This window comes from Ferrovibrio sp. GW821-FHT12D07 (assembly GCF_058807275.1).
The window spans coordinates 64059-76381 of record NZ_JBXAQN010000002.1 but is presented as its reverse complement, the minus strand read 5'-3'; the positions used below and the strand labels follow the sequence as shown (position 1 = coordinate 76381).

The 12323-nt window shown below is 63.3% G+C and carries 13 protein-coding genes; 9 read left to right on the top strand and 4 right to left on the bottom strand.

Annotated elements, in window-relative coordinates:
- Window positions 1–9: 9 nt before the first annotated feature.
- The gene (locus tag AC1RRE_RS12160) at window positions 10–591 is read right to left on the bottom strand and encodes a DUF1190 domain-containing protein (RefSeq protein WP_492981443.1); all 582 of its coding nucleotides are present in this window, start codon (window positions 589–591) and stop codon (window positions 10–12) included.
- Between the two features lie 171 nt (window positions 592–762).
- Here AC1RRE_RS12160 and AC1RRE_RS12155 point away from each other — a divergent pair, with 171 nt between their 5' ends.
- The 9 genes from AC1RRE_RS12155 (at window position 763) to AC1RRE_RS12115 (ending at window position 10150) form a co-directional block, all read left to right on the top strand.
- Window positions 763–1074 carry an FtsB family cell division protein gene (locus AC1RRE_RS12155; RefSeq protein ID WP_492981442.1) on the top strand — a complete coding sequence of 104 codons (312 nt, stop codon included), beginning with the start codon at window positions 763–765 and terminating at the stop codon, window positions 1072–1074.
- A gap of 172 nt (window positions 1075–1246) precedes the next feature.
- Complete coding sequence (pdhA, locus tag AC1RRE_RS12150; RefSeq protein WP_492981441.1) at window positions 1247–2257, top strand: pyruvate dehydrogenase (acetyl-transferring) E1 component subunit alpha; 1011 nt, start codon at window positions 1247–1249, stop codon at window positions 2255–2257.
- A gap of 22 nt (window positions 2258–2279) precedes the next feature.
- Entirely contained in the window at window positions 2280–3680 is a 1401-nt protein-coding gene (locus tag AC1RRE_RS12145) for a pyruvate dehydrogenase complex E1 component subunit beta (RefSeq protein WP_492981440.1), read from the top strand.
- Window positions 3681–3693: 13 nt separating this feature from the next.
- Window positions 3694–4989 carry a pyruvate dehydrogenase complex dihydrolipoamide acetyltransferase gene (locus AC1RRE_RS12140; protein ID WP_492981439.1) on the top strand — a complete coding sequence of 432 codons (1296 nt, stop codon included), beginning with the start codon at window positions 3694–3696 and terminating at the stop codon, window positions 4987–4989.
- A gap of 10 nt (window positions 4990–4999) precedes the next feature.
- Window positions 5000–5704: an SDR family oxidoreductase gene (locus AC1RRE_RS12135; protein WP_492981438.1), complete on the top strand. Its 705-nt coding sequence runs from the start codon at window positions 5000–5002 to the stop codon at window positions 5702–5704.
- Between the two features lie 10 nt (window positions 5705–5714).
- Window positions 5715–7121, top strand: coding sequence for a dihydrolipoyl dehydrogenase (gene lpdA, locus AC1RRE_RS12130; protein WP_492981437.1), 1407 nt, complete (start codon window positions 5715–5717; stop codon window positions 7119–7121).
- A gap of 99 nt (window positions 7122–7220) precedes the next feature.
- Complete coding sequence (gene lipA, locus AC1RRE_RS12125; RefSeq protein ID WP_492982931.1) at window positions 7221–8171, top strand: lipoyl synthase; 951 nt, start codon at window positions 7221–7223, stop codon at window positions 8169–8171.
- 8 nt (window positions 8172–8179) lie between these two features.
- Complete coding sequence (locus AC1RRE_RS12120; protein ID WP_492981436.1) at window positions 8180–8656, top strand: type II toxin-antitoxin system RatA family toxin; 477 nt, start codon at window positions 8180–8182, stop codon at window positions 8654–8656.
- Window positions 8657–8707: 51 nt separating this feature from the next.
- On the top strand, window positions 8708–10150 hold the full coding sequence (locus AC1RRE_RS12115; protein WP_492981435.1) for a malonyl-CoA decarboxylase: 1443 nt from the start codon (window positions 8708–8710) through the stop codon (window positions 10148–10150).
- A 6-nt stretch (window positions 10151–10156) separates the two neighbouring features.
- On the opposite strand, the gene AC1RRE_RS12110 is transcribed toward AC1RRE_RS12115, so the two are convergent.
- Genes AC1RRE_RS12110 through AC1RRE_RS12100 form a run of 3 tightly spaced genes read right to left on the bottom strand, consistent with a single transcriptional unit; the run spans window position 10157 to window position 12310 of the window.
- Window positions 10157–10675, bottom strand: a complete 519-nt coding sequence (locus tag AC1RRE_RS12110) for a CinA family protein (RefSeq protein WP_492981434.1) — start codon at window positions 10673–10675, stop codon at window positions 10157–10159.
- A 4-nt stretch (window positions 10676–10679) separates the two neighbouring features.
- Window positions 10680–11135: a phosphatidylglycerophosphatase A family protein gene (locus AC1RRE_RS12105; RefSeq protein WP_492981433.1), complete on the bottom strand. Its 456-nt coding sequence runs from the start codon at window positions 11133–11135 to the stop codon at window positions 10680–10682.
- 5 nt (window positions 11136–11140) lie between these two features.
- Window positions 11141–12310, bottom strand: a complete 1170-nt coding sequence (locus AC1RRE_RS12100; protein ID WP_492981432.1) for a bifunctional 2-C-methyl-D-erythritol 4-phosphate cytidylyltransferase/2-C-methyl-D-erythritol 2,4-cyclodiphosphate synthase — start codon at window positions 12308–12310, stop codon at window positions 11141–11143.
- Between the last annotated feature and the right edge of the window lie 13 nt (window positions 12311–12323).

Genomic DNA, 12323 nt, shown 5'->3' with positions numbered 1-12323 from the left:
AGCTGGTGCTTACGAGCCGGCGGAGGAGGAAACGGCGCTGCCGGTACGGCCGAAGCCGCCGCGCGATACAGCGTTGGGCGAGGCGGCCGGGGCATCGGGGAAGCGGTTGGCGCTGAGCTGGCCCAGCGGCCGGTTTCCGGTATAGGCGGTGTTCGACGGGTCGCGATACAGCGGCTGGGCGCCAAAGCCGCCACCAAGGCTGCGGCCGATCATGTAGCCCATCAGCATGGGCATGAAGATGCCGCCGCCCGAGCTGGCCTGTTGCTGCTGCGGGCCGGGGACGGGCTGGGACGGGTCGCCGGCCGGCTGGGCTTTGGCGAAGGCGTCGTTGCCCGACAGAATCTGGGTCGGCGTGCCGCAGTTGTTGACGCCGAACTGGGCTTCGCATTCTTCCCGGTTGGTGAAGCGCGGTGCGGTCTGCACATGCTGGGCGCGGGCATCTGCCAGCGCCGTGCGGCAGGCGTCGGGATCGGGCTTGGCCGAGCATTCCTTCTGGTCGCGCAGCACGTCGTGACCGGCGAGCGGATCATTGTTGTCGCAGGCGGCGAGGCCGACCAGGCCGACGCTGCCGAGGAGTGCTAGGCGGATCATCCGGGATTTGCGCATAACCGGAGCATAACCCGGCACGGCGCGACGCGGAAGGGGGCGGGATGCGACTCCGAATCCGGAATTCCGTGTAAAAGCCTGACTCTCATAACAGAATCATAAAAACGACTCGGAAAGGGTTTGACCCGGCGACTCGGATATGATTCGATTCGAATCATGAGCGCTGTCCATGAGATTCGCCGCCATTCGCTGGCGGCCATTGTCCCTGTTATCTGTTTTGCCGCCATCGGCTACTTCGCCTACCACGCGATGGAAGGCGAGCATGGCATCAACGCCTACACGCGGCTGACCCTGCAGATTCAAGATACCAAGGTGGCCCTGCATGAGGTCACCACTGAGCGCAAGACCATCGAGCGCCGGGTCAACCTGCTGCGCGCCGACAAGCTGGATGCCGACATGCTGGACGAGCAGGGCAAGCGGGTGCTGGGCCTGATCCGGCCCGGTGAGCTGGTAATTCTCGGACGCTGAAGCCGGCCTTTCCGGTAACGGAATTGCGTCAATTAACTGAAATCAAGTTAATTGCCAAAAACCCGTTGTTTTAACTAAAGTTAGCCGCCATCTTCACCTCCGACCGGTGTTTAATACCGGCCAATGCCCCTGCGTAAAGGGGCCTTCTAGGGTTCTAGTCGGGAGAGAAACGATGGCCAAACCGGGCAAGGCCGCTGATGCGGCCAAGGGTGGCAAGCTGCCGCCCGTCAAGGACCTGCTCAGCTATTACCGCGACATGCTGCTGATCCGCCGCTTTGAGGAAAAAGCTGGCCAACTCTACGGCATGGGCCTGATCGGCGGCTTCTGCCACCTCTATATCGGGCAGGAAGCGGTGGTCGTCGGCCTGCAGGCTTGCGCCAAGCTAGGCGATGCCGTCATCACCTCCTACCGCGACCACGGCCATATGCTGGCCACCGGCATGGACGCCAAGGGCGTCATGGCCGAACTTACCGGGCGCGCCGGCGGCTATTCCAAGGGCAAGGGCGGCTCGATGCATATGTTCAGCCGCGAGAAGCATTTCTATGGCGGCCACGGCATCGTCGGCGCCCAGGTGCCGCTGGGCACCGGCCTCGCCTTCGCGCAGAAGTACAACAAGACCGACAATGTGACCTTCTGCTATTTCGGCGACGGCTCGGCCAACCAGGGCCAGGTCTACGAGAGCTTCAATATGGCCGAGCTGTGGAAGCTGCCGGTCATCTACGTCATCGAGAACAACCAGTATGCGATGGGCACCTCGGTGGCCCGCGCTTCGGCCCAGCCGGCGCTGTACAAGCGTGGCGAAAGCTTCGGCATCGCCGGCAAGCAGGTCGATGGCATGAGCGTGACCGCAGTGAAGGAAGCAGGCGAGGAAGCCGTCGCCCATTGCCGCGCCGGGAAGGGCCCGGTCATCCTCGAGATGATGACCTATCGCTATCGCGGCCATTCGATGTCCGATCCGGCGAAGTACCGCTCGAAGGACGAGGTCAGCAAGATGCGCTCGGAGCACGATCCGATCGACCAGGTGCGCACGCTGCTGCTCGGCAACAAGATGACCGACGAGGATGCGCTGAAGGCCATCGACAAGGAGGTCAAGGATATCGTGCAGCAGGCTGCCGATTTCTCGCAGGAAAGCCCCGAGCCGGATGCGTCCGAGCTCTGGACCGACGTTTATGTCGAAGCGTAAAGCGGGCGAGAGGATTTAAAACATGGCTATCGAGATTCTGATGCCCGCGCTGTCGCCCACGATGACCGAGGGCAAGCTGGCGAAATGGCACAAGCAGGAAGGCGACGCGGTCAAGGCCGGCGATATCATCGCCGAGATCGAGACCGACAAGGCGACAATGGAATTCGAAGCCGTCGATGAAGGCGTGCTGGACAAGATCCTGGTCGCCGAAGGCACCGAGGGTGTCGCCGTGAACACGCCGATCGCCTCCTTGCGTGGCGAGGATGAGAAGCCGGGTGCGGCAGCTCCGGCCAAGAAGGCTGAGGCACCGAAAGCCCAAGCGCCGAAGGCGGAAGCCAAGAAGCCGGCCGAAGAGGCCAAGGGCGTCGAGTCCGCCGTGACGCAGGCCAAAACGCCGGCGCCGGAACTGAAAGACCCGAGCATCCCCGAGGGCACGCAGTTCGTCAGCATGACGGTGCGTGAGGCGATCCGTGAAGGCATGTCGGAAGAAATGCGCCGCGACGCCAAAGTATTTTTGATGGGCGAGGAAGTTGCGCAGTATCAGGGTGCCTACAAGATCAGCCAGGGCATGCTGGACGAGTTTGGCCCCGAGCGCGTGATCGATACGCCGATCACCGAGCAGGGCTTTGCCGGCCTTGCGGTCGGTGCGTCCTTCTACGGCCTGAAGCCGATCGTCGAATTCATGACGTTTAACTTCTCGATGCAGGCCATCGACCAGATCGTCAATTCGGCGGCCAAGACGCTCTATATGTCGGGCGGGCAGATGGGCAGCTCCATCGTGTTCCGCGGCCCGAACGGCGCCGCAGCTCGCGTCGGCGCGCAGCACAGCCAGGACTATGCTGCCTGGTACTCGCATATCCCGGGCCTCAAGGTGATCGCGCCGTATTCAGCGGCCGACTACAAGGGGCTGATCAAGGCGGCGATCCGTGATCCCAATCCGGTGATCTTCCTCGAAAACGAAATCCTCTACGGCCGCAGTTTCGATGTGCCCAAGCTGGACGATTATGTCGTGCCGATCGGCAAGGCGCGTATCGCCCGCGAAGGCAAGGATGTGACGCTGGTGGGCTATTCGATCTGCGTCGGCCATGCGCTGGCGGCGGCCGAGAAGCTGGCGGAAGAGGGCATCGAGGCGGAAGTCATCGATCTGCGCACCATCCGTCCGATGGATCACGACACCATCATCAAGTCGGTGCAGAAGACCAACCGCATCGTCACGATTGAAGAGGGTTTCCCGCAATCGGGTATCGGCGCGGAAATCTCGGCCGTCGTGATGGAAAAGGCCTTCGATTATCTGGATGCGCCGGTGGTGCGGGTCAGCGGCAAGGATGTGCCGATGCCCTATGCCGCCAACCTGGAAAAGCTGGCGCTGGTCACCGTCCCTGAAATCGTCGCGGCGGCGAAAGCCGTCTGCTACCGCAAGTAAGGAGGGCCAAAGGATGCCGATCGATATCCTGATGCCGGCCCTCTCGCCCACGATGACCGAGGGCAAGCTGGCGAAGTGGCACAAGAAGGAAGGCGACGCGGTCAAGGCCGGCGACATCATCGCCGAGATCGAGACCGACAAGGCGACGATGGAATTCGAAGCCGTCGATGAAGGCAAGATCGGTAAGATCCTGGTCGCCGAAGGCACCGAGGGCGTTGCTGTAAACACGCCGATCGCCGTGCTGCTGGAAGAGGGTGAGGCTGCCGGCGACATCAAGGCCGCTACTGTGCCTGCCAAGAAGCCGGAAGAGAAGAAGCCTGAGGTTGCTCCGGCCCCCAAGGCTGAAGAGAAGAGGGCCGAAGCACCGAAGGCTGCTCCTGCGCCGGCCGCTGCTGCGGCTCCGGTGAAGAGCGGTGATCGCGTCTTCGCTTCGCCGCTGGCCCGCCGCATGGCTGAACAGGGCGGTATCGACCTCAAGGCCGTGACGGGCAGCGGTCCGCATGGCCGCATCGTCAAGGCAGACGTCGAGAAGGCACCGAAGGGTGCGACGGCTCCGGCTGCTGCCGGCAAGGCTGCCGCGCCTGTTGCTTCGGGTCCGGGCGCGCGTCAGCTCGCCGACCTGCTCAAGATGCCTTACAAGCTGGAACCGCTCTCAGGGATGCGCAAGACCATCGCGCGCCGCCTGACCGAGTCCAAGCAGACGGTGCCCCATTTCTATCTCACCATCGATACCGAGATCGACGAGCTGTTGTCCTTGCGCAAGCGGCTCAACGACAAGACCGACGCCAAGATCAGCGTGAATGACTTTGTCATCCGCGCCGTGGCGCTGGCCTTGAAGAAAGTCCCGACCGCGAACGCCAGCTTTGATGACAGCGGCATGATGTATTACGACCATGCCGATATCTCGGTCGCTGTGGCGACCCCGAACGGCCTGATCACGCCGATCATCAAGCAGGCGGAAGGCAAGGGGCTGACGCAGATCGCCACGGAGATGAAGGACCTTGCCGCGCGTGCGCGCGATGGCAAGCTGAAGCCCGAGGAGTTCCAGGGCGGCACCTTCTCGATCTCGAACCTGGGCATGTTCGGCGTGAAGCAGTTCGAGGCGGTGATCAATCCGCCGCAGGGCTGCATTCTCGCTGTCGGTGCCGGCGAACAGCGTCCCATCGTGAAGAATGGCCAGATCGTGCCGGCCACCATCATGACCTGCACGCTGTCGGTCGATCATCGCGCGGTGGACGGCGCTGTCGGCGCGCAGTTCCTGCAGGCCTTCAAGGGCTTCATCGACGATCCGCTGACCATGCTGCTGTGAGGGCCTGACGATGGCTGAAGTGAAAGTTGCCATCGTGACCGGTGCCGGCAAGGGCATGGGCGCGGGGATTCTGAAAAAGCTGGCGGCCGATGGCTACAAGGTCGCCGCCATGTCGCCGTCGGGCGCGGCGAAGACGCTCGCCGAAAGTCTGGGCGGCGTCGGCACGGCCGGCTCCAATGCTAAGGCGGATGACGTCAAGGCGCTGGTCGATCTGACGCTCAGCAAGTACGGCCGTATCGATGCAGTGGTGAACAACACCGGCCATCCGCCCAAGGGCAAACTGCTCGAACTGGATGACGCCGCCTGGACCACCGGCTTCGAGCTGGTGCACCTGGCCGTCATCCGCATGGTGCGGCTGGTGACGCCGGTAATGCTCAAGCAGGGCGGCGGCGCGTTCGTTAATCTGCTGACCTACGCCACCTTCGAGCCGGAGGCCGATTTTCCGATCTCGGGTCCGGTGCGCGCCGCCGTAGCCGCTTTCTCCAAGGTCTATGCCGACCAGTATGCGGCGCAGGGCATTCGCATGAACAACGTGCTGCCCGGCTTCATCGACAGCCTGCCGTCGAAGGAGGAGCGCGTGGCGCGCATCCCGATGCAGCGCTACGGCACCGTGCGCGAGATCAGCGACACGGTCGCTTTCCTGCTGTCGGAGCAGGCAAGCTACATCACCGGCCAGAATATCCGCGTCGACGGCGGCATTACGCGATCCGTTTAAGGAGGCCATCATGGCTGATACCAGTTTCGATCTGATCGTGGTCGGCAGCGGCCCGGGTGGCTACACCACCGCTATCCGCGGCGCCCAGTTAGGGATGAAGACTGCGATCATCGAACGCGAGCATCTGGGCGGCATCTGTCTGAATTGGGGCTGCATCCCCACCAAGGCGCTGCTGCGTTCGGCTGAAATCTACACCAACATCAAGCATGCCGAAGCCTATGGTTTCAAGGTCGAGGGCAAGGTCACTATCGACACCGCCAAGGTGGTGGAGCGCTCGCGTAAAGTGGCAGCCCAGCTGTCGAACGGCGTGAAGTTCCTGATGAAGAAGCACAAGATCACCGTCATCGACGGGCATGGCACCTTGAACGGCGCCGGCAAGATCAAAGTGACCAAGGACGGCAAGGCCGTCGCCGATCTCACCGCCAAACACATCATCCTCGCCACGGGTGCGCGCGCACGCTCGCTGCCCGGCCTGGAGCCGGACGGCAAGCTGGTCTGGACCTACAAGGAAGCCATGGTGCCGCCGACGCAGCCAAAGTCGCTGCTGGTGATCGGCTCGGGCGCCATCGGCATCGAATTCGCCAGCTTCTATCGCCAGCTCGGCTCGGAAGTGACTGTGGTCGAGGTGATGGATCGTGTGTTGCCGGTCGAGGATGAGGAAATCTCCGGCCTGGCCAAGAAGGCCTTCGAGAAGCAGGGCATGAAGATTCATCTCGGCACCACCGTGACCGCACTCAAGAAGGGTAGCGATACGGTTACCGCCGTTCTGAAAGACAAGGCCGGCAAGGAATCCGAGATCACCGTCGAGCGCGTCATCCTCGCGGTCGGCATCGTCGGCAATGTCGAGAATATCGGGCTCGAGACCACCAAGGTGAAGGTCGAGAAGACCCATGTGGTCACCGACGAATACAGCCGCACGGCGGAGCCCGGCATCTATGCCATTGGCGACCTGACCGGTCCGCCCTGGCTGGCGCACAAGGCCGGCCATGAAGGCGTGATCTGCGTCGAGAAGATCGCCGGCGAGAAGGACGTGCATCCGCTCAACGTCAGCAACATCCCGGGCTGCACCTACTGCACGCCGCAGGTGGCCAGCGTCGGCCTGACCGAGGCCGCGGCCAAGGCCAAGGGCCATACGGTGAAGGTCGGCCGCTATCCCTTCATGGCCAATGGTAAGGCGATCGCGCTGGGCGAGCCGGAAGGCCTGGTCAAGACAGTGTTCGACGCCAAGACCGGCGAGCTGCTGGGCGCCCATATGATCGGTGCGGAAGTGACCGAGCTGATCCAGGGCTTTGGCATCGCCAAGACGCTGGAGACCACCGAGGTCGAGCTGATGCATGCCATCTTCCCGCATCCGACGCTGTCGGAAATGATGCATGAGTCGGTGCTGGACGCTTACGGCAAGGCGCTGAATTTCTAGGCTTTGCTGGCTGATGTCAGGGTAGGGGCTTTTCTGTATACTGCCCCTGCGCTACCTCAGCCCCAGAGGTTGCCAAAAGGATTTTAGGCTGTCGTGACCATCAACGTTCATCCCCTCCCGGTCCGTCATCCGGAAAAGGCGCACAAGCCCGACACGCCGCTGCTGCGCAAGCCGGACTGGATTCGCGTGAAGGCGCCCACCTCACCGGAAGTGGCCGAGACGCGCAAACTGATGCGCGAGCTGAACCTGAACACCGTCTGCGAGGAAGCGGCTTGCCCGAACCTGGGCGAATGCTGGAAGCAGAAGCACGCCACTGTGATGATCCTGGGCGCGGTCTGCACCCGGGCCTGCGCTTTCTGCAACGTCGCCACCGGCAAGCCGGACGGCGTCGACCATCATGAGCCGGCCCATGTGGCCGAAGCGGTGGGCAAGCTGGGCCTGCATCATGTGGTGATCACGTCTGTGGATCGCGACGATCTGCCCGATGGCGGCGCCTCGCAGTTCGTCCGCACCATCGAGGAAATCCGTAAATCCTCGCCGACGACGACCATCGAAATCCTGACGCCCGATTTCATCCGCAAGCCCGGCGCTATCGAGGCGGTCGTGGCCGCCCGGCCGGACGTCTACAACCACAATCTGGAAACCGTGCCGCGGCTCTATCCCGCCATCCGCCCCGGTGCGCGCTATTTCGCCTCGCTGCAACTGCTGGCCCGGGTGAAGGAACTCGATCCGATGATGTTCACCAAGTCCGGCCTGATGGTCGGTCTGGGTGAAGAGAAGATCGAGATCATGCAAGTGATGGACGACATGCGGGCCGCCGATGTCGACTTCATTACTGTCGGTCAGTATCTGCAGCCGACCCGCAAGCATGCCGAGGTGAAGAGCTTCGTCACGCCCGACGAATTCGCTGCCTATGCCACGATCGCCAATTCCAAAGGCTTCCTGACTGTGTCGGCCTCGCCGCTGACACGCTCTTCGCATCATGCCGGCGACGACTTTGCCCGTCTGCGCGCCGCGCGCGAGGCCAAGTTCGCGGCACGGGCCCAGTAAGCACCAACGTGCCGACCCACGCCGAAAAACGCATCCTGCCCTACCGGCCCGATCAGCTGTATGCCCTGGTTGCCGGGATCGAGCATTATCCGAAATTCCTGCCCTGGTGTATCGGCGCCCGCATCCGCGAGCGCAGCGAGCATGTCGTGGTCGCCGACCTGATCATCGGCTTCAAGGTGTTCCGCGAGCGCTTCACCAGCCGGGTGACACTCAGCCCTGAGGCCAAGCGGATCGACGTGGAATATACCGACGGCCCGTTCAAATATTTGAAGAACCACTGGATATTCCTGCCGCACCCGACCGGCTGCGAGATCGATTTCTATGTCGATTTCGAGTTCCGCTCAAAACTTTTGCAAAAGACCATCGAGCTGCTGTTTAACGAAGCTGTCAAACGGATGGTGGGGGCCTTCGAAAGTCGGGCCCGCCAGCTCTACGGCGAGAATGGATTATCCCTGCCGCCTGGTGCTACCATCACGGCACTCTGAACCGGCTCGGCCGTTAGGGTCGGGTCTGCCGCCGATGAGAGTGCTGCGCCTATGGTTGCCCTGCCGAACCTGCCCAATCTGAACCTGTCGATTTCCGGCACGCTGCTGGAGCGCGGCCTGCGCAGCCTGGTCGGCGCCTGGCGCGGCATTGCCGGCGGCGACGAGGTCGCCCAGCTCGCTCGCGAGGGCAAGCTCGAAGCAAAAGATACCGAGCGCCTGCGGGCGCTGTTCACCGAATGCCTGGACGCCAAGGGCGGCGAGGTGGCGGCGCGCGCCCGCGCGGCGGCGCTGGGCCGGCTGTATCTGGCGCTGAATGACGAGGGCAAGCGCACCTTCCTGCAGGCACTGGCCAATGACTTCGCTGCCGACGATGCAGCCCTGGAAACCGCGATCCGCGAATTGCAGACGGCCGATACTCCGGTGACGCGCCACAAGGCCGAGCGCAAGCTGCGGTTTGCGCTGACGCCGCCGCGCCAGCGATTGCTGACGCAGTTCACAGCACTGCCGCAGGGCGTGAAATTCCTGGTCGACATGCGCGCCGATGCACTGCGGTTCCGGAAAGACGCGCCCGAGCTATCCATTCTGGATGCCGATCTGGAAGACCTGTTCGTGGCCTGGTTCGATGTCGGTTTCCTCGAACTGCAGCGCATTTCGTGGAACAGCCCCGCGGCGCTGCTGGAAAAGCTGATTGCCTACGAGGCCGTCCATGCCATCGAAAGCTGGGACGACCTGCGCAACCGGCTGGATGCCGACCGGCGCTGTTATGCCTTCTTCCATCCGCGCATGCCGCTGGAGCCGTTGATCTTCGTCGAGGTCGCGCTGGTCAAGGGCATTGCCGGTAATGTGCAGGCGCTGCTGGATCAGTCGCAGCCGGTGCTCGATCCGCGCGAGGCCGATACCGCGATCTTCTATTCGATCTCCAACACACAGGTCGGCCTGCGCGGCATTTCGTTCGGCAACTTCCTGATCAAGCGCGTGGTCGACGACCTGACGCGCGACCTGCCGAACCTGAAGCAGTTCTCGACGCTGTCGCCGATCCCGGGTTTCCGCGCCTGGCTGGAAGAGACGGTGGCCGAGGGCACGCCCGATCTGGTCGAGAACAAGGCGCGCGAGGAGCTATCAGCGGCACTGGGCCAGCGTTTCTCCAAGGGTATGCTGCCCGGCATGCTGAAGGACCATGCCTGGGCCGACAATACCGCGCTGACTGAAGCGCTGAAGCCAGTGCTGACGCGCTTGAGTGCGCGCTACCTGCTCAGCACCGACAAGAAGAACAAGCCGCGCGATCCGGTGGCGCGCTTCCACCTCAGCAACGGCGCGCAGGTCTATCGCCTGAACTGGATGGGCGACCGCTCGCGCAACGGCATGAAGCAGTCGGCCGGCCTGATGGTGAACTATCTCTATCGTCTGGATGATATCGATCAGAACCACGAGCGCTTCGTGCGTGATGGTACGATTGCCGCCTCGGGCGAGGTCAAACGGCTGGCTGGCCTCTAGGACAGATTACTGGGCGCTTTTATGCGCCGCGATCATCTGTTCCAGCATCTCGCCAGCTAAGGCCAGCGCATCTTCCACAGTCGCCATGCGCACGGCCGAGCGGCCGATATTCCCGTAGGTCATGCGCTGGTGCATGGTGGGCTGGCCTTCGCCGGCCACCGCGATATGCACCAGACCGACCGGTTTCTCGGGCGAGCCGCCGCCGGGGCCGGCGACGCCGGTGCAGGCAATCGCAATATGCGCGTTGCTCTTGCGCAGGCAGCCTTCCGCCATGGCGCGCGCCACCGGTTCGGAGACGGCGCCATGGCCGGCGATGATCTCGGCCGGCACGCCGATGGAATAAATCTTCGCTTCGTTCGAATACGTGACGAAGCCGCGCTCGAATACGTCCGACGAACCGGCGATCTCGGTCAACGTCGCCGCGATCAATCCGCCCGTGCAGGATTCAGCCGTTGCCAGCATGGCATTCTGCGCCCGGCAGCGGGCGAGCAGGTCTTCGGCAAGGCGCAGCAGCGTATCGTCCATGAGATCACCAGAAGTGGCAGATCACGAGCATGACCACCATGCCGTAGATGCCGGCGAAGAGATCGTCGACCAGCACGCCCGGCGCGCCGTCCAGCGTGCGGTCGGCCCAGGAGGCCGGCCAGATCTTGGTCACGTCGAAAAAACGGAAGACCAGGAAGCCGACGACATACTGCCACAGCTCGGTCGGCACGAAAGCCAGCGTCAGCCATTGTCCGGCCACTTCGTCGATCACGATCTCGCCCGGATCGTCGCCGGGCCAGCGCACCAGAAACAGCCTGATCGCCCAGAGCGCAACGACGGCCACGGCAACCGCGGCCGCGATCACCAGCCATGGGCCGCCCAGCATCTGCAGGCCCCAGGCAAAGGGCAGGGCGGCAGCCGAACCCCAGGTGCCGGCCGCAGGACGCAATTTGCCGACGCCGAAGAAGGTCGAGATCATGAAGGGGAGGAAATACAGCATAAGCTCTAGGCCGGCAGACGGATGGTGGCCACCGCCTGCGCCGCGATGCCTTCGCGCCGGCCGGTGAAGCCGAGTTTCTCGGTTGTCGTTGCCTTCACGCTGATGCGGTCCAGCGCGATGCCGGTGATGGCGGCAATGCGGGCACGCATCGCCTCGCGATGCGGCCCGATCTTGGGCGCTTCACAGATGATGGTGATGTCGCAATGGCCGATCATGCCGTCGCGCTTGGTCACCAGATCGATGGCATGCTTGAGGAAGGTGGCACTATCGGCATTTTTCCAGCGTGCATCACTCGGCGGGAAATGCTGGCCGATATCGCCGTCGCCCAGCGCGCCGAGGATCGCATCGGTCAACGCATGCAGCGCCACATCGGCATCGGAATGGCCGGCGAGGCCGCGCTCATGCGGCACGACAATACCGCCGATGGTCAGCTTGCGGCCCGGCTCGTCGCTGAAGGCATGCACGTCGAAGCCCTGGCCGGTGCGGATGTCGGCGCGCTGCATCATCAGTTGCCGTTCGGCGCGGGCGAAATCCTCGGGCTCGGTCACTTTGAAATTCTCCTCGGAGCCGGTTACGAGCTGCACGGCGAGGCCGGCCTGCTCGGCCACGACGGCATCGTCGGTCAGCGCCAGGCCAGCGGCCTGCTGGTGGGCAGTCAGGATATCTGTAAAGCGAAACGCCTGCGGGGTCTGGGCCCGCCACAGGCCCTGGCGATCGACGCCGCTGCGGGCTTGGCCCTGGTCGCCACGCTTCAGGGTGTCGACGACCGGGATGGCGAGAATGGCGCCTGGCGCTTGTTTAAGCATTTCCAGCAAGGCAGAGATGCTTTCTTGCCTAATAAATGGGCGAGCAGCATCATGGATCAGCACGGCAGCCGGCTTGCCTGCAGCCAGGGCTTCCAGTCCGAGGCGCACGCTGTCCTGTCTGGCGGCACCGCCGAGGCAGGGTGGGGCCAGGCGTGGCTCGTTTTCCAGACCCCGGATGGCCTCGTCATAAGCCTCGGAATCATCGGGGTGGATCACGACTGCCACCCGTGCTATTGCCGCGTGGCTCAGGAAAATCTCGATGCTGTGGCGGAGCAGGGATTTTCCGCCAAGCATCTGGTATTGTTTTGGTTTTTCTCCGCCGGCGCGGCTGCCGCGACCGGCCGCGACGATCAGCGCGGCGTTTTCCATGGCGGCCAACCTA

Excerpts from the sequence above, each read along its gene's own strand:
- AC1RRE_RS12160 (WP_492981443.1), bottom strand. The coding sequence starts at position 591 with ATGATCCGCCTAGCACTCCTCGGCAGCGTCGGCCTGGTCGGCCTCGCC.
- AC1RRE_RS12155 (WP_492981442.1), top strand. The coding sequence starts at position 763 with ATGAGCGCTGTCCATGAGATTCGCCGCCATTCGCTGGCGGCCATTGTC.
- pdhA (WP_492981441.1), top strand. The coding sequence starts at position 1,247 with ATGGCCAAACCGGGCAAGGCCGCTGATGCGGCCAAGGGTGGCAAGCTG.
- AC1RRE_RS12145 (WP_492981440.1), top strand. The coding sequence starts at position 2,280 with ATGGCTATCGAGATTCTGATGCCCGCGCTGTCGCCCACGATGACCGAG.
- AC1RRE_RS12140 (WP_492981439.1), top strand. The coding sequence starts at position 3,694 with ATGCCGATCGATATCCTGATGCCGGCCCTCTCGCCCACGATGACCGAG.
- AC1RRE_RS12135 (WP_492981438.1), top strand. The coding sequence starts at position 5,000 with ATGGCTGAAGTGAAAGTTGCCATCGTGACCGGTGCCGGCAAGGGCATG.
- lpdA (WP_492981437.1), top strand. The coding sequence starts at position 5,715 with ATGGCTGATACCAGTTTCGATCTGATCGTGGTCGGCAGCGGCCCGGGT.
- AC1RRE_RS12115 (WP_492981435.1), top strand. The coding sequence starts at position 8,708 with ATGGTTGCCCTGCCGAACCTGCCCAATCTGAACCTGTCGATTTCCGGC.
- AC1RRE_RS12110 (WP_492981434.1), bottom strand. The coding sequence starts at position 10,675 with ATGGACGATACGCTGCTGCGCCTTGCCGAAGACCTGCTCGCCCGCTGC.
- AC1RRE_RS12105 (WP_492981433.1), bottom strand. The coding sequence starts at position 11,135 with ATGCTGTATTTCCTCCCCTTCATGATCTCGACCTTCTTCGGCGTCGGC.
- AC1RRE_RS12100 (WP_492981432.1), bottom strand. The coding sequence starts at position 12,310 with ATGGAAAACGCCGCGCTGATCGTCGCGGCCGGTCGCGGCAGCCGCGCC.